Genomic DNA, 22,717 nt, shown 5'->3' with positions numbered 1-22,717 from the left:
GGTATGGATGGGTTGCTTTTTTTGTGATCAAAATAGCTTTAAAAGTTAAAAATTGGGGTAAAAGTGATTTATTGGTTAACAGCAATCATAAGTTAATAGTAGGTGGATAAATATTGAAATTTCAGCGTAAATGATAATAATAAAGTTGTTATAATAAATCGAAATTATTAAGTTTACGTTAAAATTATACTCATTATTTCTTAATACGCTTATGATGAAAAATTTATTCTCGCTTAAACATGTGTTGATATTGCTGTGTGCCTTGATTGTTACTACACGGGGGAATGGACAAACAACAGCTGCTGCGTATAACTTTAATGCATTCTCGGGAACATTTTCGAGTATTGCTGCAACCGGTACATACGCAGGAGGTGTTATCGGCGATGACATCAGCCAAACCGGCATCCCAATAGGATTCAACTTTACTTTCTCAGGCGTCACGTATAACACGGTTTCTGCTTGCTCAAATGGATGGTTGTCATTGACCAATTACAATGGTACTGGTTTTGTAAGCAGGAATAATGCAACGACATCTACCGCCACTATTGGTGCAGGATTACTTTTTGCTTATTGGGATGATCTTGACGGTGGAGCATTTGTAAGCCCTGCCGGTACTGCATACTATCAAACAACGGGCTCTTCTCCAAATAGGATTTTTACTTTTGAATGGAACAATTTTGCGCCTTTTTTTTTAACGACAAGAGCTACATTTCAAATCAAATTGTATGAAGGGTCAAATATAATTGATTACTGCTATGGCGCAGGTACCTATTCCGGAATGTCCGCTTCTATAGGTATCTCTAATAGCGGTACGGACTACCAAACGTTGCCGGGAACTGGCGCTTCACCGGCACCATCAAGTGTTACATTTACTTCTACCCTAGGTGGCAACCCAACTAACGGTCAAATTTATCGTTGGTCTGGTTGTGCTGTTACGGCATCTGCTACAGCGAGTCCCGCTGTTTGTCCAGGTGGAACTGTTACATTAACAGGCGTTTCTTCAGGAACATCGTACTCGTGGACTGGGCCCGGTGGTTTCACATCTACTTTACTTAGTCCTTCAGTTCCTGGTGCCACAGCTGGTATTTATACTTTGTCGGCTACAAATGGTACATGTACTACTACAGCTACAACAACAGTAAGTTTATTAGCAGCACCACCTGTGCCGGTTGTTACCCCTTCTGTAGCTACTATTTGTAATGGTGCAACCGTTACATTAACCGCTACAGTTCCTCCTACACCAGGTACAGTATTATCGCAAAACTTTAATTCTGGTATTGCGCCTTGGACAGTTGATAATACAGGCATGGGAGCTACATCTGCGCTAAGCCCGTGGCAAGTGCAGGCCAATGGTTACCTATATGGGTTCTATCCGGCATTTTCTACTCCCGATGGTACTTCATTTGCTTTAACAAATGGGGATGCAGGTGGGAGTGGTTCTACAACGAGAACAAAATTGGTCTCTCCTGTTTTCTCCTTGGTGGGCTACTCTGCGGCTACACTTACCTTCCAGCATTTTTATCAATATTGGAACACAAATGATATAGCCCGCCTTGAAATTTCTATCAACGGTGGTGCAACATGGACATTAATTAATGCCTATACAGCAACAGTTGGAACAAGTACGTCATTCCAGACAGCAACATTTTCATTAGCCGCTTACCTTGGTAATGCCAATTGTAAGATAAGGTATGACTATGGTAGTATCTGGGGTTATTTCTGGGCTGTAGACAATGTACTTATCTCAGGTACACCTACAGCAGGTGCCGCACCAACATGGACACCAACTACTAACTTATTTACTAATCCTGCAGGTACCACAGCTTATGTAGCCGGTTCACCTGCCACTACAGTATATGTTCATCCTACAACCATCTCTACAACTACCATTGTTAATTACATAGCTACTGTAACAGGTAGTGGTTGTAATTCTATGGATACAGCAGTAGTTACCATTAACCCGGGCGCTGCAGCCATTACAGGAGCTACAAGCATTTGTCAGGGGCTATCTACAACTTTATCAAATACTACAGCAGGTGGTACATGGACAACATCTAATACTACTGTCGCATCCATTAATCCAACTACCGGCGTTATAACCGGGCTGGCTATAGGTACAGACACTGTATATTATACAGCATCGGGTTGTACTGCCTTTATGGTATTCACAGTTAACTCAGGTACTTTCCCTATTACAGGGCCCGGAACAGTTTGTGTAACAGGATCGATCACTTTAAGTAATGCTACCGGTGGTGGTACATGGAGCACCGGTGCACCTGCTACCGCATCAATAAACACAACAGGTGTAGTGACCGGTGTGGCTACCGGTCAGGCAATAATTACATACTCAGTACCCGGCGGTTGTACCGATACGGCACTTGTAGATGTTATTGCTCCTCCTGCTGCTATTACCGGGTCTACGATCGTATGTTATGGCGGTGGTGTAACTACGCTTAGTACTACTTCTACAGGTGGTACATGGGTGAGTGGCAGCACCGGGGTAGCTACTGTCAACTCTGCTACGGGCGCTGTTTATGGCGTATCTGCGGGTACAGCGGCTATAAGCTATCTCTATCCTTCAGGTTGTTATTCAAGTGCCAATGTTACGGTTAATCCTCCGCTGCCATCTATTACCGGCCCTACGGCGGTATGTGCAGGTAGTACTATATCACTGGCCAATACAACGGCAGGTGGATCATGGACCAGTGGGACTATAGCTGCGGCTACTGTAACAGGTAGCGGAGTAGTGGGTGGCGTGGCTGCAGGAACATCTACAATTACTTATTCTACCAGCGTAGGATGTAATGCTTACAAGAGTGTCAATGTGAATCCGCTCCCTGCACCTATCAGTGGTCCTACAGGTGTGTGTGCTGCCGGTGCAACGATTTCACTTACCAATGCTACAGGTACAGGTTCGTGGAGTAGCTCGGGACCTTCTACTATTGCTACAATTACATCGGGTGGTGTGGTTACAGGTGTAGCAACAGGTGGTGTTACTATTACTTATACACTACCGGTTACAGGCTGTTATATAACTACACCAATTGCAGTTAATCCGTTACCGGCTCCTATATCTGGTCCGGGTGCTGTTTGTGAAGGTGGTTCAACTGTTACAGTATCGGATGTTACCGCAGGTGGTTCATGGAGCGCAACCCCGTCGGGTACCTTGTCTATAGATGCAGTCGGAACGATCACAGGCGGCACGGCAGGTGCAGGAACAGTTTCCTATACTTTATCTGTTACAGGCTGTTTTGTTACAAGTGCCATATCAGTTAATCCGTTGCCTGCTGCGATAGGAGGTACACCTACGGTGTGCGTTAATGACCAGGTTACTCTTATTAATACTTCAGGAACAGGTACATGGAGCTCTAATAATACAGCAGTAGCAACAATTGGTACAGGTTCCGGTATTATGGGCGGTGTAAGTGCAGGGTCTGCAATCATCACTTACACATTGCCTGTGACAGGGTGTTACACTACCGCTGCCGCAACTGTTAATCCATTGCCTCAACCAATAACCGGAATTACCGACACTGTGTGCGGAGGTGGTGCGAATATTTCGCTGACAAGTGCAACAACTGGTGGTACATGGAGCAGCGGTAATATGTCTGTAGCAACAATAGATGCAACAACCGGCGTGGTAAGCGGTGTATCAGCAGGTACGGCGCCTATCACATATAGCAATGGAACAACCAGCTGTTATATTTCCAGAAATATTACTGTAATACCTACACCCGCTGTAATAACCGGTACTACATCTGTATGTGAGGCGGGTAGTGTTACCAATCTTTACAATTCAACAGTGCCAGGTGTATGGAGCATAAGCTCTGGCGCCAGCGCAACTATATCAGGAACAGGCGCAGTAACAGGAATTGCGGCAGGTAGTGCAACGGTTACCTATACACGTGGTAATGGTTGCTTTGTAACTACACCGATCACTGTTAATCCATTACCGGCTACCATTACCGGTACGTTCTCTGTATGTCAGTTGTCAGTGACTACCTTGTCTTCTACCAGCCCGGGCGGCGGATGGAGTGTGGGTAGTCCGTTCATTGCCTCTGTAAACTCAGGTGGTGGTGTAGGTGGTATACTGGCCGGTAATTCGCTGGTTACTTACACATTGCCTACGGGTTGTATTACTACCGCAACGGTTACTGTAAATGCTATACCGGGCACTATCACCGGCGCTAACTATGTTTGCTTCGGTGGCGTATCTACACTACATAATTCAATAGCGGGTGGCGTGTGGACCACCAGCGCACCTGCTATAGCATCGATAGAAGCTACAACCGGCATTATGCACGGCCTTGTGGTGGGTGCGGCTACGATGACCTATACAACTGGTACCAGTGGTTGCTATGCAACACTACCAATAACAGTGAATGGTATAGTGAGCCCTACGGTTTCTTTGTTCGCCAGCCCATCAAGCACTGTGTGCGCGGGCACACCGGTTACTTATTCTGCTGCAATAACAGATGGTGGCGCAAGTCCGCTGTATGTGTGGAGTGTGAACAATGTGATCTTATCTAATGCAACAAGTTATAGCTATACTCCTGCCAATGGCGACCTGGTAAGGCTATGGGTACTGAGCAGCTATTCATGCGCTATACCCGATACAGCGAGTAACTGGATAACTATGACCGTTAACCCGATAGTAACTCCTGGCCTTACCTTATTTATAACGGGTGGCGACACAGTTTGTACAGGTGTGCCAACAATGGTAAATGCCATAGCTGTAGCAGGTGGCACAGCGCCTAGTTACCAGTGGTATGTGAATCTTGCCTTTGCGGGTGTAGGTCCGAATATCACCTACACACCGGCAAACGGTGATGTGGTAACTGCTATTGTGACCAGCAATGCGCCTTGCAGCACGGCGCCTACGGCATCGGCAACTAAGGTAATTACTGTAAGTGATCTGATAACGCCATTCGTATCTATCAACTCGTCATTAGGATTGACTACCTGCGAAGGTTATCCTGAGGTATTTACTACCAACATGACAGGTGGTGGTACTGCTCCCTCTTATCAGTGGGCGGTAAATGGTGTGAATACAGTTTCAGGTAATATCTTCACTTATCCTCCTGTAAATGGTGATAACGTGCAGGTAACAATGACCAGCAATTTCCCTTGCGTGTTAACACCAACAGCTACTGCAAATGAGACTATAACGGTATTGCCGATCTCACAGCCAATAGGTGTGATCAGCGCACAGCCTGGTTATATTATTCCTGCTGGCATGAACGATACGTTTACCATCAACCTGATAAGTGGTGGTGGTCTTGCACCTACTTACCAGTGGTTCATTGATAATATTCCGATTACAGGTGCTACTAACTCTGTGTTCATCACTAATGTACTTATGAATGGTGACTCAGTAAGTTGTGCGGTAACCAATACTGACCAGTGCAGCGGTGTAAGTGTGTTCAATTCTCTCACCATTGCCATAGGCAGCAATGTAGGCGTACATGATCTTACGCAGCAGGGTAGTAACCTCTTGCTGATACCCAACCCTAACAGTGGTACATTTACTATAAAAGGTAGTGTAGGTAATGCTAAGGATGAGGAAGTGACTCTGGAAGTTACCAATATGCTGGGCCAGGTGATCTACAGAAATACCGCGATAACAAAGGGTGGTGAACTGGACCAGCAGGTGATATTGAGCAATAGCCTTGCAGCAGGCATGTACCTGCTCAACGTTCAATCGCCTAATGTGAGCAAGACGTTCCATTTCTCATTGAGTAGATAGTAGATAGTAGATAATACCTCGTCTATTATATTTAGATAAAAGGTTGAGCAGCCCGTCCGGTAATATGGACGGGCTGTTTTAGTTTTTTGTGGATTAAGTAATTATAACTTACGGTTAATAAAAAAGTGTAAAAAGATAATAAATAAACAATCTCAAACGTAAATTTGTTCTAATAATAAGGAATCGTTAAGTTTACAATGGGTTATCTATATTGAATAATTCTATAAAGTTGTTGTTATGTCTATCTATACATTGATGAAGAGTAAGTTTTCTGGCTTGCTCATTTTTGCATTTACCCTATTATTTGCCACTGTTGCGCATGCGCAGATTAGTGTTACCGCCACTGCGGGTACGGTTGGGCCAACTGTGTATACTACATTGAATGGTGCTGTAAATGCGATCAATGCGGGTACACATCAGGGTGTTATTAATGTGTCAGTCACGGCGAATACAACCGAAACGGTACAGTCAGTTTTGAACAGTAGTGGGACAGGATCGTCTGTTTATAGTGCTATTACAATAAAGCCAGCTGCAGCAACAACGCCAACGATAACAGGAAATATAGCTACCAGTAGCATCCTTCAGTTGAACGGAGCAGATAATGTTACCATTGATGGATCAAATACAGCCGGTGGAACAACCAGGGACCTCACTATTACAAATACTAATACAGGAACTGTCACTGTGCTTTGGATAGTAAGCGCAAGTGCGGCAGATGGAGCTACGAATAACGTAATTAAGAATTGTAAAATAACCGGGTTTTCAGCAGGAACAACTGTTGCTGGTATACTTACTGGCAGTAGTACTGTTGGTGCCGCGGCATTAACAGCCAATTCAAACAATACAATACAGAATAATCTTTTTTCAAATACACAGAATGGTATTTATCTTTTTGGAGTGGCAACAGCCCCGTACGATTTGAACTGGAATATTACGGGTAACTCATTTCTTACACTTGGATTTCGCGGAATGATCTTACAGAATGCTGGCAGTTTCACTATTAGTAATAATATTATAGATGGAGTAAGTGCTAACACAGCATCCTGCCCAACCGGTATTCAGTTGACATCTTCTTTTGCCGGAGGAAATATATATAATAATAGTGTGGGCAACGTAAATAATACCGCTGCTACATTTGGTTGCAATGGTATTTTTCTGGATGCAACAACTACAGCATCCAATATTAATGTGTACAATAATTTTGTCTACAACATCTGGTCAACTACTGGTTGGACTGGCGGCACTGGTTTCGGAGATAATGGCTATGGAATAATTATAGATCTGGGAGGTGGATATAATTTGTATAACAATACGATACAGCTAATTACCAATTCCACTGCGGGACTTGCTACTGCGGCTATTAATATTACAAATGCTGTTACGACAGCTGGGTCAGTAATAATTAAAAACAACATTATTGTAAATAGCCAGACATCTGGTTCTACCCGTTATGGCGTCTATTGCACGGCTGCAAATACAATTTTCCCAGCAAATGGGATGGATTATAACGACTATTATTCTGTTTCACCTAACCTGGGTAGAATTGGTGGTGTAAACAGAACCACAATTGCTGCAATGCAAACGGGTTTTGGTGGTAATGTCAATTCAATTACTCCATACCTACCTGCATTTGTTTCTACTGTTGTTCCTTATGATCTACATCTTACTACAGCGGCCGCCAACAACGTATTAGCTACAGGTACCCCCATTGGCACACCAGCAATTACTACCGACATAGATGGCAATACAAGAAGCACTACTTTTCCAACAATGGGCGCAGATGAGATAGTAGCCAATAACATTTCTTACACTTTGCTGCCAACTACTACCTGCAGCACGGGCGATGTGGCACTGAATGGTGTGACCATTACGTCGGGTGTGGGTGTGCCTACTACCGGTGTTACCGTTCCGCAAATCTACTTCAGGAAGAATGCAGGTGCATGGTTCCATTCCTCGGGTACCTTGGCCAGTGGTACTGCCAGCAGCGGTACATGGAATTTCAACATTACTGCCGGTACTATGGGTGGTGTAGCGGGTACCGATGTGATCACTTATTACGTAATAGCGCAGACAACGGCCGGTGCAGTGTTCGCCAATCCTTCTGCAGGGTTGGTAGCTACCGATGTGAACACGGTTACAACAGCGCCTACTACGCCTAACAGTTACACAGTAATAGCGGTAAGCCTTACCGGGTTGACTACGTCGGCCATAATGTGTTACAATACCGCAACAGCAACTGTCAACTATATATATACAGGCTCACTAAGTACGCCTAACCAATATACACTTACCTGGTTGCCTGCAGGCGGTCCGGCAGATATTACCGCTTTCACTGCTTTGCCTGCAAGCCCGCTCACGGTTACTGTTCCGGGTGGTACAGCAGCCAATACATATACGGGTACTTTAACTATCAAAAACTCAACTACAGGTTGTACCAATACTTATACATTGACGCTCATTGTGAATCCTCCACCTTCACCTATCCTGGGTCTGTTCACATTATGTACGGGTGGTTTTACCACCACGCTTACAGATCTTACCGCTGGCGGTACATGGAGTGGTGGCAGTCCTGCTGTAGCTACCATTAGTGCTACAGGCCAGGTAACAAGTGTTGGGGTAGGTACTACTATAGTATCTTATACAGCACCTATCACGGGCTGTTCAGATACCGCTTTGATCACGGTTATATCGGCACCAAACAGTATCACGGGCCCAACTACAGTGTGCGTAGGCGGTATCATGACGCTGTCTGAAACTACATTGGGTGGTTCATGGAGCAGCGGTACTATAGCTCGTTCTACTGTTGATGCAGCCAGTGGTGCGGTTTACGGTGTGTCTACCGGTCCGGTTACTATCAGTTATATTATGCCGTCGGGTTGCTATGTTGTTTATCCTATCACGGTAAATGCAGCTATGCCTGCCATCACGGGTTCTACGGCAGTGTGTGCGGGTAGCACAATATCATTGGCTAATACTGCTACTGGTGGTACATGGACCAGCGGTACCACTGCCGCCGCCACAGTATCGGGCGCCGGTACTATTGGTACAGTTGGAGGAGTTGCATCGGGTAGCTCGGCTATTACTTATGCAGTGTCAGTTGGTTGCAGTGCATCAACCACTATTACGGTCAATCCTTTGCCATCACCAATATCAGGTCCTTCGGGCGTATGTGCGGGTGGTGCTACCATATCACTTACAGATGCAAGTGGTACGGGGTCATGGAGCAGTTCAGGGCCATCAGCTACCGCTACGATCACTTCGGGTGGGGTAGTTACGGGCGGTACTACAGGTAGTGTTACTATCACTTATACCTTACCGGTTACCGGTTGTTATGTAACCACGCCAATTACGGTCAATCCGCTTCCTTTGGCTATTACCGGCGCGTCAGCAGTTTGCGAGAATGGTGCTACAGTAACCGTGGCCGATGCTTCAGGCACAGGTTCATGGAGCGGTGGTCCGGGTACAGCTTTGACAATTGATGCTGCCGGTACTATTACAGGGGTAGGTGCGGGTGCTGGCACAGTTACTTACACACTGCCAATAACCGGTTGTTATGTTACCAGAGCTATTACGGTCAATCCGCTTCCTGCGGCTATTGGTGGTACACCAGTTGTTTGTTTGAATCAGTCGACCTTACTTACAGATGCTTCTGCTCCCGGTACATGGTCTTCTTCTAATGCGAATGTTACTATGGGTTCACCTGCGGGTACTATGACAGGTGCTGCAGTAGGCACAGCCAATATTACTTATACATTAAATGCTACCGGCTGCTACGTATCTGTTCCGGCTACCGTTAATCCATTGCCTGCGCCAATAGGTGGTGCGACAACTACCGTATGCGGTGGTGGTGCAACTATTACGCTTACTGAAACTACAACGGGTGGTACATGGAGCAGTGGTGCTACAGCCACAGCTACTGTTGATGCCGGTGGTGTGGTGTATGGTGTAGCTGCGGGAGTAGTGGCTATTTCTTATACTATTACAGCTACGGGTTGCTCTATAGCTACCAACGTTACTGTATTGCCAATACCTAATCCAATAGGAGGAGCTTTGTCTGTATGCGAGGCGGGTGATATGACCACATTGACAAATACTACCACTCCTGGTACGTGGAGTATCACTCCTGCTACAATAGCAACGATCACTTCAGCGGGAGTAGTTACCGGTGTAAATGCGGGTATTGCTACTGTTAGCTATACCGGCAGTAACGCTTGCTCTTATACCGCTCCATTTCAGGTAAAACCATTGCCATCTGCTATTGCAGGTACGCTTTCTGTTTGCCAGACATCTGTAACAACGCTTTCCTCTACGCCTGGTGGCACCTGGACGGTTGGCAATCCATTTGTTGCTACTGTTAGTTCGGGTGGTGGTGTTACGGGGCTAACTCCGGGTACATCTACTATCACCTACACATTGCCAACGGGTTGTAAAACAGCTACAAGTGTTATTGTAAATTCAATACCGGGGCCTATTACAGGCTCAGCTGCCATATGTATCAATGGCATAAGCACACTAAGCAATGCTGTTGGTGGCGGCACATGGAGCAGTAGCAATACTACGAATGTAACTATCGACGCATCGGGTGTGGCACATGGTGTGGCTATAGGGCCTGCAACCATTTCTTATACTACAGGTACAAGCGGCTGTTATGTGATCTTGCCTGTAAATGTTACGTCTATTGTGGTGCCTTCAGTTACCGTAAATGCCAGCCCGTCTACAACTATATGTGCAGGAGATACGGTTACATTCTCGGGTACTATTGTTAACGGTGGATCTGCCCCGTTATACGTATGGAGTATCAATAATGTTATCTTATCCGGTGCATCTACTTACACTTACCATCCTGCCGATGGTGACCTGGTAAGGCTTTGGATACTGAGTAACTATGGTTGTGCTGTGCCTGATACTGCAAGTAATTGGGTTACCATGACGGTGCATCCTATTGTTACACCGGCTGTAAGCTTGTCTATACCTGGCGGAGATACTGTTTGTTCGGGTGCATTTACTACCATCAATGCAATTCCTGTGGCGGGTGGTACGGCACCTACGTATCAGTGGTATGTTAACCTTGGTTTTGTAGGTACAAGTTCGTCTTACGGATATATTCCTGCTAATGGTGATGTAGTAACTGCTATTCTAAACAGTAATGCTTTCTGCCGCACGGCCACAACTGCCACGGCTACCAAGACACTAACGGTAAGTAACCTGATAACGCCATTTGTTTCCATCAACTCATCATTGGGCTTGACAACCTGCGAGGGTTACCCCGAAATATTTACAACCAATATGATAGGTGGTGGTACAGCTCCTACTTACCAGTGGGCAGTAAACGGAGTGAACACAGTCGCGGGTCCTATATTCTCTTATCCACCTGTTAATGGTGATAATGTGCAGGTGACCATGACCAGTAACTTCCCTTGCGTGACCACACCGTTTGCAACTGCTAATGAGACTATAACCGTGTTGCCAATTACACAACCTGTAGGTGTTATCACAGCACAGCCCGGGTATATTATTCCGGCGGGCATGAACGATACATTTACCATCACACTTACCAGCGGTGGTGGTACTGCACCTACCTATCAGTGGTTCATTGACAATATTCCGATCACAGGCGCTACCAATACTGTATTCATCACCAACACATTGTTGAATGGTGACTCAGTAAGTTGCGCGGTTACCAATACCGACCAGTGTAGCGGCGTGAGTGTGTTTACATCATTGACCATTGCAATAGGTACTAATGTAGGTGTGCATGAGCTCAATCAGAATGGAGTTAATCTATCATTGCTCCCTAACCCTAATAATGGTTCATTCACCATCAAGGGTGACCTGGGTATAAAAAACAATGAAGAAGTGACACTGAACATAACTGATGTGTTGGGTCGTAAGGTATACAGCAACACCGCTAAAACAGTAAATGGCGAAATCAATACACAGATCTTGCTTAATGGTGCGCTGGCCAATGGTCAGTACATACTTAATGTACAATCAGAACATGTGAGTAAGGTGTTCCATTTTGTATTGGAGCAGTAATGTTGTAGCAAGCTTATTTTATTAAATAGCAAGAGGGCTGACCAAAACTTTGGTCAGCCCTCTTACTTATGGTGAGATTCCCCCGATGGTATGCGTACTTCAGTTCTTATGAATTAATGGTTACCTGAAATTTCTTCCCCCATAAAAAATATCGCCCTGTACTACTTTCTTTACCCGCGTGTCGAGGGTTTTATAATTCGCCATGTCCTCGCCATTTTCATCAGCTCGTAGGGGAGTGTGTACCTGTTTGCCATCCATGCCATTATTACTCAACTGCCTGAGCAATGCTGAGATGTCGGAACAGCGCCTGGCGACAACATGGATCACCTCTCCTTCTTTCTGTATTTTACCTTCAACCAGCAATAATCTCGATCGAACAATTTCTTTGCGGTACTTATCAAACAGCTTTTTAAATACTACCAGATTAGCTACACCTGTTTCGTCCTCAATGGTTATAAAGCAAATGCCTGATGCAGTGCCCGGTCTCTGGCGGACAAGTACCAAACCTGCAATTTTTACCATAGCGCCATCATTACAGTTAGTTAGATCATTCGTAGTAATTGCCTGCAGCATCAATAATTTTTCGCGGATAAAGCTAACAGGGTGGGCCTTTACGGATAATGCAACAGAGCCATAGTCTTGCAAGACATGCTCTGATAAGGACATCTCCGGAAGTTGGATTCCTTCTTCAACTTCAGGTTGCTGGCCCGTGAATATTCCGGTTGGCCGGTCTGCAAGCGCAGAAACTTCCCATAATGCCTGCCGCCTGTCTAGTCCTATAGACCGGAAGGCGTCAGCATCTGCCAGTTTTTCTAATACAGCCAATGGCAGGCCCGGATCTCGTAAGGATGCAATGGTGGTATATTCAGTACTGCGGTTGGAGGTAAGCAACACCATCTCTTCTTCGCGTAGTCCTTTCACTTGCCGGAAGCCTAATCTAAGACTGTAATATTTACCTGATCTTTTTGCAAGTGTATTGTCCCAATAAGAATAGTTGATGTCTACCGGCAATACCTCTACACCATGTTTCTGCGCATCTATGACTATCTGCGCGGGTTGGTAGAAACCCATAGGCATGCTGTTTAAAAGCCCGGCTGCAAATACATCGGGGTAGTAACATTTTACCCAGGATGAGATATACACCAGTAATGCAAAACTTGCAGCATGGCTTTCGGGGAATCCATAACTACCGAAGCCTTCCAATTGTTTGAAAACCCTGTTGGCAAACTCTTCCGTATAACCATTTGCTGTCATGCCTGCCACTAGTTTTTTGTGCCAGTCACTCACTTTTCCCTTTGCCTTAAAAGTAGCCATGCTTCTGCGCAGCCCATCAGCTTCGGCTGGTGTGAAGCCTGCCGCTACTATGGCTATTTCCATTGCCTGCTCCTGAAACAGGGGCACGCCGCATGTGCGACCCAATATATTTCTCAGTTCTTCTTTAGGATATTCTATAGGTTCTTTACCCTCACGCCGCCGCAAATAAGGATGTACCATGTCTCCTTGTATAGGGCCGGGCCGCACTATGGCCACTTCTATTACCAGATCATAAAAGCATTTTGGTTTGAGCCTGGGCAACATAGACATTTGTGCTCTGCTCTCAATCTGGAATACACCAATAGTATCGGCATGGCATATCATTTCGTATACCAGCGGATCATCCTGAGGGATATTAGCCAATGTAAGGTCAAGCCCGTAATGTGCTTTACACAGGTCGAAAGTTTTACGGATACAAGTGAGCATACCCAAAGCCAATACATCTACTTTAAGGAAGCCCAATGCTTCTATGTCATCTTTGTTCCATTCTATGCAGGTGCGGTTTTCCATACGGGCATTAAGTATAGGGCAGAGGTCGGATAGCTTGCCCTGTGTGATGATGAACCCACCTGTATGCTGCCCTAGCTGGCGTGGAAAGCCTATGTATTGCCTTGTTAGCTGCAATACCTTCATAAGATGGCTGTCGTTGGGGTCAAAGCCATCAGAAGTAGTGCCCTTGCCGGCAAACCAATCATCAGTAAACTCCCATGAGGAATCGGACAACCTGTTGATAGCATCTACTGACAGACCCATTGCTTTTGCCACATCACGTACTGCTCCTTTAAAATGTACCTGAGTAACCGTGGCAACAATTGCCGCGCGGTCGCGCCCATACTTCTGGTAGATGTATTGAATGACCTCCTCTCTCCGCTCATGCTCAAAGTCAACGTCTATATCAGGTGGCTCATCCCTTGCGTCAGACATGAAGCGGGCAAACAACAGCTTGAATTTCGAAGGGTTGACCGAAGTAATGCCAAGGCAATAACACACTACAGAATTGGCAGCCGAGCCACGGCCTTGGCAAAGGATATTCCGATCTCTTGCGAAACTGACGAAATCATAAACAGTTAAAAAATAGGATGCATAATTTTTCCGCTCCATAAACTCAAGCTCAAATTGTATTGTTTGCCTGATAGCGTTGGGTATTGTTTCTCCGAATTTTTCTTTTGCCCCTTGCCAGGTGAGATGTACCAGTTCCTCCTGTGGTGTTCTTCCTTCGCTGGTTATTTCTTCGGGGTAAATATATTTGAGTTCATTTAAAGAAAATGTACATGCCTCTGCCAATTCCTGTGCGCGGCATATAGCATCGGGGTATTGTTGAAAAAGCCGTAGCATTTCCTTCTTAGTTTTCAGGTGTCGCTCCGCATTCTGATATAGCCTGAAGCCCGCGGTGTGTATAGTGCATTTTTCGCGGATGCAGGTAGGTACGTCTTGTAACTCCCTACGTTCGGGAATATGGTAATGCACATCATTAGTAGCAATGAGTGGAATGGCGAATTGCTCTGATAATTGAGAAAGGCGGAACAGCTTTTTACTGTCGTTTGCCTGGTAGGAGCGGGTGGCACCTAAATATACATTGCTGCCCAATGCCTGCCTGTACTCTTGTATATCTGCTACAAAAGCGGGATCAAAATCAAATGATGCATCGAGCGCGGCAGGTGGTGGTATAATAAATTTTATCCCTTGACTATATTGGTATACATCCTTTTTATACAAATGACATTGCCCTTTTTCTGTACGGCGATTTCCTTCAGAAAGCAATCCTGACAGCCGACCATACGCTTCCTTATCTGTTGGGTAGGCAAGCAGGCTATGCCCGTCGATCAGATCAAGGCGACAGGCGGGAATAATACGTACACCCTGTTTTTTTGCTTCTGCATAAGCACGTACAATTCCCGCTAATGTATTTACATCAGTGATAGCAATTGCTGAATAGCCTAATGCTGCTGCAGCCTCTACCATTTCTTCGGGATGTGAGCCACCCCGTAAAAAGCTGAAATTAGTTGTTACCTGTAATTCTGTATAATCCACCGTAGTTGTTTTTTAAGCAAAAAATCCATGTATGTACCATTCAGGTTCACCGCTACTGTAATGACCGGAACGGAATAGCCAGTACCTGCCTCCCTTCTCGTCTTCCACACAATAATAGTCCCTTTGCAGGCCTCCTGTTATCCACCACTCCTGTTCTATTCGTTCGGGGCCATCTGCTTTTATGATCGTGTGCAACGCCCCTTTATAGATAAACAGCATGGGTGGATAATCTGGTATGGGTACTGTCACTTCTATTATTTCCGGTTGGGGAAGTATGTACAAAGGCCTGGGTAGGTCGGTACGCCAATCTGTAGCAGGTTTTTCCTGCAATGCAGTGGTGACCTTGTAAGAGCGCTCCGGCCAGTAATGCTCATCTGGCAGATACCTGTGGATAGTGTGCATGCCGACCTTACCACCTATTCTGTCTAGTAGCTCTGATATGGCAACATCATCATGCTCTGAAGTGTGCCATAATGTTTCCTGTGCTATGGCAATATCTTCAACAACCGGGGCTTCAAGTATGAACAATTCGAAGCCTAATGCAGGTGTTATACCAGGTATTTTATTTTCAAATAGTTTGAATAAATGCGCAACATTTCTTGACGGGCGCACCGTGCCAATTACTATTTGCTGGATATTACCATCAATACGGAATCCTTTAAAAATACTTTTCCTCAATCCTTTTCCTTCATCTACGAGTCGTTGGCACATCGTTTCTAAAAGCTGCTGTAATGCTATCTCTATTCCTGTTCCTGTTCGTATCGGCTCCATACAGGGCAGCCGTTCGTGGTAAGGCTCAATAGGTTGGATGGGATGAATTATCTCCGGTTCCTGCCCTAAGGCCTGGTCAAGCCTTAAGAGAAGGGTATCTCCAAATCGCCTGCGTAATGCCCTGCGAGGCATATTAATGAAGCTGCTCACCTGGTGTAACCCCAGTTTTTCAAGCTTTTGTAACGTTTCTACCTCCAGCCGTAATGATGCCGGCGGAAGTGGTAGCAACGCCTCCAGCTGGCAGCATGGTTCAATGATAGGTTTAACCTTGCCGAAGTGGCATACAGCCCAGGCAGCACCTGCGGTGTCTGCAATAGCGGCTCTTACATCATATCCGAATCCCCTTAGCTTTTGGAGCAGGTCAATAAGGTATGGGCGCTCACCTCCCCACAAGTGAGGACAGCCGCTTACGTCCAGCATAATCCCGTCGGGCTCATCAACAGCCGCAACAGGCGTAAATCGGATGCACCATTCGGCGATAGCACGAAGTAGTTTTGTGGCCTGCCCGGGTATTTCATCGAGCACCTCTAAAGATGGGAGTATCGCCCTGCAATCAGCAACAACCATTTTTGCCATAATGCCTTTCGCCTCTGCGGCAATATTAGCTGCGCTCACTACCATACGTCCCCGCTCGGGTGATGCAAAAACAAATGGACGATCTGAAAGTTCCGGCCGACGGCGGATCATCCAGTCAGTAGTTAAATGACGGAACCATAATGCTACAAAACGCTTGCCCATGCTATCCTGCTTTTCGGGTTTCAAGTTCAGGAATAGCAAGAGTGCGGGTAAGAAACCGGAATGTATTGGCCGTCCATTCCACATCCCAGCTGCCGGGCTTACCATTCCTTACCTTTGCCAACTGTACATTCCATCGGGGTGCGCCCACTCCCGGCATGCCGTCTTCAATAATACTCCGTAAGGGATTGATCTTCCAGCGCGAAACGCAGGCAACTGTATTTTCGCTTTTGGGTTTATAGCGATGAATAAAACCTGTCACCCTGCTTTCCTCAACAGCCAACTGTAATCGCCGGGACTCAGTAAAGCTTAGCTCCTGTAACTCACCCACAACAGCTATAAGCGTATTGCACTTCAATCCTTCCTCTATTACCCATAATACTTCTTTCGATTTAGCTACATCAATGAAAATGATGCGTTCTGGTTGTATGCCAAATGCTATTAACGCCGGGGGAAATATAGTCCGTTTGGTACCCACCCAAAGGCAGATGCCTTCTTTTTTCATAAAGCCACTAAGCAGACCGGATATAAATCCATTAGTGGCTGCAGTATTTTCTTGTGTATTACTTATGAACTCATGCACAGCGCCAATAGGGAAAGTGCTGTTAGGGAATGCCTTTTCAATAGGGCCAAGCGCTGTTTTCCAACGCTGATCGGCAGTAGGTATTATATTTCCCTGCAACGAAAGAACCTCTTTTTGCAATTGTCTGATAACGTCATTCTTTGCCACCTGTTCATTCATAATAACCATATTGTATTGCTATAAATCAGACATTTGCATAAAATGTCAATTTAATTGACAAATATATGTCATTAAAAATGGAATATTATATTTATTGACTAAATTTGTGACATTGAAGCCCGTCCCATTCTAATATGGGCGTAACAAGAAAAGATATACTTATTAGATGGAATTACAATTCCCCCCACACTACATCGCTCTTTTTGAGCAATGCTTCAATTGCCTGCTCTCTTTTATTGACCTGCAGGCGCATTGGCGAGAAGAGCCAGCGGGTGCGAAGTTTGGAGAGCCTGTCTTGCGGCGGACGGATGATCAGGCGGCTCAACAGGTTGAGTGCCGCATAGTGCTTAAATACTTGCGATACCTTTACAAAATACACAACTGTTGAGGCATCGCAACGCTCCAGCAGGTTGGCTAGATCGTGCGGGTCGGTAAGTGAAGAAATGCACAGCACTGTGCCGTTTTTAGGGCTGAAATATTCTGATAATGACTTGTCTTTATGCCACTCACTATTGCTGATGATGCGGGCAGTTTTAGCCGCGTCATCAGCCTCGTCTGCCACCGTAAATTCCTGGTCGGGCACAAATGACATTTGCCATTCTTTCTTAGAAAGGGTGTCGTAAACAGTCCATACATTGTTCTTGTAGTAGTTGAGCATTTCCTTCAGGTAGCCATCATCCAGCCAGCTGTCTTTTACATCGGCAAAGAAGGAAGCATAGTAGTTGAGGTGCGATGCATAAGGCTCAAACATTTCGGGGATGCGCACTACCAGTTCGCGGTTGCGGGCATATACCTTCCATACTATGCGGCGCACATCATCACCCGCCTCAAAGTCTTTATAGTTGGTATGCTCGCCCTCTACACGGCGCATCTGCTCTATGCGCACATCAAGTGTTTCGGTCTTCTTAGGGTATACATCAGCATCCTGTTCCTGCATTAAAACAGGCGGTTGGTAGAAGTGTCCGCTTATAGGCTGCGGCACCGCCAGCGAGAAGAGATGCAGCATATCCTGAAAGTACACAAAGCCACCTTTAAGGTCATATTCCTTTATGTCGGGTAGTACAATATTGCTTTTGCCGGTTATGGCCAGCCGCCAGATACTGCGTTCTTTACGTTGCCCCGACATTAAGCTGAACTGGTCTGTCATCTGGTTATCGTCATAGATAAGGCGACCCTTTACAAAGCCCAGTAAAGGCCGTATAGCCCCAGGTAGACTGGCATACAGGAACAACCTGTTCTTTCTGCCTTTCCTCGATTCTATATTGAAGTCAACAGTCAGCAATTTGCCATTGCTTTTTTGGATCAGGTAGTATATCCAGGTGGCTATGGTGCTGAGCACAGATATGATGACTATAAATGCAAGTAGCATGAATGTCATTTTGCCCATAAGTATGATGAAGGGCATCAGAGAAGATTGATCCTCGCCCTTTGGAGTAGGCTTATAGAGCAAGTGATAGCCACCCCAAAAAGCAGCGGTACAGAGCAGGGTATTGAGCGTAAAGGGGAAATATTGCATGGCATACCGTATACGCCACTTCATTTGTTTGATATTCATGATCAGTTTACAACTACCAAGGTATGAAAATAAATAAATAGCCTTTTAAGAGATGTTAAAATAGTAGATAGTTATTGGTCTATAGTCGTTAGCACATATTCATAAGAACGCTTGCATGTGACTTCCATAACAAAAATGATCCTCTCTCTAGCTGCATTCTTGTCGTTTATAAAGTCTATATACTGTTTACTAACGACTAAATAAAATTGGCACACTAATTGATTTACAGCTCTATAGATTGAGAAATATTTATTATTCTTGCACACAAACATAATTTTATGAAACGTAGATTATTTTTATTAGCACTGATTGTATTGCCATTTTTATCATTAGCTCAGGGTAGCAGAGACAGCCGTGGCGGTGGCAATGGACATGGTAATGGAGGAGGAAGAGGAAACGGAAATGGAAACGGAAGCGGATATGGCCAGATGGTGGGTGTGCCAGGTAGTGCATTGTCTATTTGGTCTGAAAATGGGGAGCGTTTTTTCTTAATGCTCAACGGTATCAAACAGAATACCTACGCACAGACGAGGGTACGAATAGAAGATCTTCCATTTGTTGTAAATGATATACAGATCATATTTGACGATAACCGTACACCAGCTATTTCTAAGACCATTACGTTTATGGATCCTATTGAGGGTGGACCGATAAACCTGAGCATGAGGATAGTGAGAGACAGAAGTGGTTATGCAAGGCTTTCGTTTAACAGAATGAATAACCTGGAGCGGGATTACCGTGGTGAGCAGGGAGAGTATGTGATGCACTACGGCCGTGATAATGGTCGTAACAACGCGCCGGTTCAGGTAGTTACTACACCACCGCCACCACCACCTCCAATGCAGATGGACAATCAGTCTTTTGCAGCAGCTATTCAGACTATTAAGTCAAGCGCCTGGGACGAGACAAGATTGTCTACAGCTAAAACCATTGCTAACAACAATTATTTCACTGTAGACCAGGTGATAACCATTTGCAAGACCTTCTCATGGGAAGACAGTAAGATAGATTTTGCTAAGTATGCCTATAAGAGAACAGTAGACAGGCAGAACTACTACACAATAGCTAACATATTTACATGGGATTCTAACAAGACTGCATTGAATGATTTCATTAACGCCAATAGGTAATATGCACAATCATTAAGTACTCACCGGGAAACAGCGAAAGTTGTTTCCCGGTTTTTTGTTGGTGTTTGCCTATCGTTAATTACTTTTAGCCCATGCAGCACTGGGAGCTACTTATTTTCTTTCTGGGTATAGCCTTCATATATTCTTCTGTGGGTTTTGGAGGAGGTTCCAGTTACCTGGCGGTACTGGCTATGTATCAACTGCCAATATATGAAATGAAGACAGTAGCGCTGGTATGCAATATAATAGTGGTAACCGGTGGCAGTATACTGTTCATGAGCAGTAAGCAGGTAGACATAAAGAAGATACTGCCCATAGTTATACTCAGTATACCTATGGCTTTCCTGGGGGCATTGGTGAAGATAAGTGCAGATACCTTCTTCATTCTATTAGGCTGTAGTTTGATACTTGCATCTATTTTGTTGATGCTGAAGAAGCCAAGTGCATACACTGCTGCCGAGAAGCAGGGTGTGGTAAAGAGCGGGATCATGGGGGCATCCATCGGATTATTGTCGGGGATGGTAGGGATAGGTGGCGGCATATTTCTTTCGCCTATGCTGCACCTTACTAAGTGGGACGTGCCAAAGAAGATAGCCGCAGCAGCATCGGTATTTATACTGGTCAATTCAGTATCCAGCCTTTTAGCTCATTTGTCTAAACCCATCCCTTCGGATATCAATTATTCCCGAATTTTGCTGTTGTGTGTGGCAGTATTTGTTGGGGGGCAGATTGGGTCGAGGGTAGGGATTAAGAAGTTGAATGAACTGGCTATAAGGCGGGTAACAGCAGTGCTGGTGTTTGCGGCCGGGGTAGAAGTATTATCAAAACATGTACATCTGATATGGTAGTGAAAATATTGGCTTTTGGAGTGGCGAAGGAGATCTTCAATACATCGCAACTGAGTGTCGACATGGGTGGTAAATCCGCTATAGGAGACCTGAAGCAAACCCTGGAGCTACAGTATCCTAGACTGGCAAGCCTTTCGTCTTACATGGTGGCAGTAAACAATGAGTACGCAGGTAATGAAGTAGTATTAGTCGGGAACGAAGAAATAGCTATAATTCCACCTGTAAGCGGTGGATAAACAAATACATATGATAGACATAGTACTTACAGACAGACCATTAGATATAACCAACTGCATCAATGCAGTGATGACACCTGCTGCAGGTGGTATTGATGTATTTATTGGTACTGTAAGAGACGCTACTAAAGGGAGAAGGGTAGTGCGGCTGGAATTTGAAGCCTACGAGCCTATGGCCATCAGCGAGATGAAGAAGATAGCCGAGCAGTCTACTGCGCAATGGCCGTTACATAAAGTGGTGATCCATCACCGCACGGGTATACTTGAAGTAGGGGAAGTGCCGGTGGTAATAGCAGTTTCGGCAGCACACAGAGGTGCAGCATTTGATGCCTGCCGCTACATAATAGATACCCTCAAACAAACTGTCCCTATATGGAAGAAAGAGATCTTCGAAGATGGAGAAGTTTGGGTGAGTGCGACACCGTAAAGTAAATAGTAAATAGTAAATAGTAAATAGTGAATGGGACACGTGGAAATATTGGTTAGCCTTTACCTTTATGTTGAAAGATAATCTGTCTAACACGGGGCTATCTACTCTCGACTAATGACTATTTACCACCTACTCCTGCCACAGGAAAGGGAACAGGATCACACCCAATAGAATGATCAGCCCATCAAGAGCTAATAACACAGCAGCCAATGCCCCCCAACCTTCTACATACACCGGACTTAGCGCTACAACAGCCAGTTTACTAAGGATCATGAGTAGGGGCGTGACCAATGGAAAACCAAGAATAGCCATGAGTGCCGAGTTCTGTTGTGCACGTGCTGCTATGGCAGAGAGGAAGGTGAAAACAGAAGACAAGCTGATGCTACCCACTAAACTAATGAGGATGAATAAACCTGAATTGGTGAGTGGCCAACCCAGCATAAGGTAATATAGAAATAGCGTAACCAGTGTCATGACCAGCATCAGAACGATACTGTAAGTCATCTTGGCCAGCATAAAGGTTATAGGGTGTACGAGTGTAAAGTAATAGCGGAATCTATTGGGATGCTCCTGCAAGAAACTCTTGGCAACAGAATTGACAGCAACAAAAAGCTGAGTGAGCCAGAAGAGTGCATTCCATACGCGTGCTTCAGGCTGTCCATTCATCATGTACACCACAAATACGGTACCACCCACATATAGCAGCACACCAAACAGTGTATGTTTCTGCCGCCACTCTATGAGCAGGTCTTTTTTTACCAACGATATAAATGCACTTCCAGCCATTCAGGGCGCAAAGATAGTATTTAGTAGATAGTACATAGTCGTTGGCAGATAGTAAATAGTGGTTAGGAGATAGAAAATGTTGGGTAAAGTGTAAAACAATATATTAGGAGTAAAACGGAACTATTTACTATGTACTAACGACTATCTGCTGCTGGTGAAACATACAGAAAAAATTTCTTTGAAAAAAAGTGTGAAAGAGTTTGTGGAAAAGGAATGTGTCGTTATATTTGCACTCCCGAAAGGGGAAAAGGTCTTAACAAAATGCGGAAGTAGCTCAGTTGGTAGAGCACGACCTTGCCAAGGTCGGGGTCGCGAGTCCGAGTCTCGTCTTCCGCTCCAAAAGATTCCAAACCTTTT

At 45.1% G+C, this 22,717-nt stretch carries 11 protein-coding genes and 1 tRNA gene; 7 read left to right on the top strand and 5 right to left on the bottom strand.

Annotation, left to right across the window (positions count from 1 at the left end):
* Positions 1 to 214 precede the first annotated feature (214 nt).
* Both CJD36_RS19305 and CJD36_RS19300 read left to right on the top strand, forming a co-directional pair.
* Entirely contained in the window at positions 215 to 5,746 is a 5,532-nt protein-coding gene (locus tag CJD36_RS19305) for a beta strand repeat-containing protein (RefSeq protein WP_161499388.1), read from the top strand.
* A gap of 237 nt (positions 5,747 to 5,983) precedes the next feature.
* The gene (locus CJD36_RS19300) at positions 5,984 to 11,782 is read left to right on the top strand and encodes a T9SS type A sorting domain-containing protein (RefSeq protein ID WP_105040841.1); all 5,799 of its coding nucleotides are present in this window, start codon (positions 5,984 to 5,986) and stop codon (positions 11,780 to 11,782) included.
* 120 nt (positions 11,783 to 11,902) lie between these two features.
* On the opposite strand, the gene CJD36_RS19295 is transcribed toward CJD36_RS19300, so the two are convergent.
* From CJD36_RS19295 to CJD36_RS19280, 4 genes are all read right to left on the bottom strand, one after another.
* A complete protein-coding gene (locus CJD36_RS19295; protein ID WP_105040840.1) occupies positions 11,903 to 15,127 on the bottom strand; it encodes an error-prone DNA polymerase in 3,225 nt (1,074 codons plus the stop codon).
* Between the two features lie 12 nt (positions 15,128 to 15,139).
* Positions 15,140 to 16,636, bottom strand: coding sequence for a Y-family DNA polymerase (locus CJD36_RS19290; protein WP_105040839.1), 1,497 nt, complete (start codon positions 16,634 to 16,636; stop codon positions 15,140 to 15,142).
* A 1-nt stretch (position 16,637) separates the two neighbouring features.
* Positions 16,638 to 17,375, bottom strand: coding sequence for an ImuA family protein (locus CJD36_RS19285; protein WP_105041005.1), 738 nt, complete (start codon positions 17,373 to 17,375; stop codon positions 16,638 to 16,640).
* A 172-nt stretch (positions 17,376 to 17,547) separates the two neighbouring features.
* Positions 17,548 to 18,930, bottom strand: coding sequence for a DUF58 domain-containing protein (locus CJD36_RS19280; RefSeq protein WP_105040838.1), 1,383 nt, complete (start codon positions 18,928 to 18,930; stop codon positions 17,548 to 17,550).
* Between the two features lie 278 nt (positions 18,931 to 19,208).
* Between CJD36_RS19280 and CJD36_RS19275 the strand changes: the two genes are divergently transcribed.
* From CJD36_RS19275 to CJD36_RS19260, 4 genes are all read left to right on the top strand, one after another.
* Positions 19,209 to 20,060 (top strand): DUF4476 domain-containing protein, encoded by an 852-nt coding sequence (locus CJD36_RS19275; RefSeq protein ID WP_105040837.1) that lies wholly within the window; start codon positions 19,209 to 19,211, stop codon positions 20,058 to 20,060.
* 92 nt (positions 20,061 to 20,152) lie between these two features.
* A complete protein-coding gene (locus CJD36_RS19270) occupies positions 20,153 to 20,908 on the top strand; it encodes a sulfite exporter TauE/SafE family protein (RefSeq protein ID WP_105040836.1) in 756 nt (251 codons plus the stop codon).
* Positions 20,902 to 21,144, top strand: coding sequence for a MoaD/ThiS family protein (locus tag CJD36_RS19265; protein WP_105040835.1), 243 nt, complete (start codon positions 20,902 to 20,904; stop codon positions 21,142 to 21,144). The genes CJD36_RS19270 and CJD36_RS19265 overlap by 7 nt, the downstream gene beginning before the upstream one ends.
* A gap of 10 nt (positions 21,145 to 21,154) precedes the next feature.
* Positions 21,155 to 21,571 carry a molybdenum cofactor biosynthesis protein MoaE gene (locus CJD36_RS19260; RefSeq protein ID WP_105041004.1) on the top strand — a complete coding sequence of 139 codons (417 nt, stop codon included), beginning with the start codon at positions 21,155 to 21,157 and terminating at the stop codon, positions 21,569 to 21,571.
* Between the two features lie 132 nt (positions 21,572 to 21,703).
* On the opposite strand, the gene CJD36_RS19255 is transcribed toward CJD36_RS19260, so the two are convergent.
* Positions 21,704 to 22,360, bottom strand: coding sequence for a heme exporter protein CcmB (locus CJD36_RS19255; RefSeq protein WP_105040834.1), 657 nt, complete (start codon positions 22,358 to 22,360; stop codon positions 21,704 to 21,706).
* A 263-nt stretch (positions 22,361 to 22,623) separates the two neighbouring features.
* Between CJD36_RS19255 and CJD36_RS19250 the strand changes: the two genes are divergently transcribed.
* A tRNA-Gly gene (locus CJD36_RS19250) sits at positions 22,624 to 22,699 on the top strand.
* The last annotated feature ends 18 nt before the right edge of the window (positions 22,700 to 22,717 follow it).

This window comes from Flavipsychrobacter stenotrophus (assembly GCF_002954265.1).
Lineage (GTDB): Bacteria > Bacteroidota > Bacteroidia > Chitinophagales > Chitinophagaceae > Flavipsychrobacter > Flavipsychrobacter stenotrophus.
The sequence above is the reverse complement of the archived record's forward strand: the minus strand, read 5'-3'. Positions and strand labels throughout refer to the sequence as shown.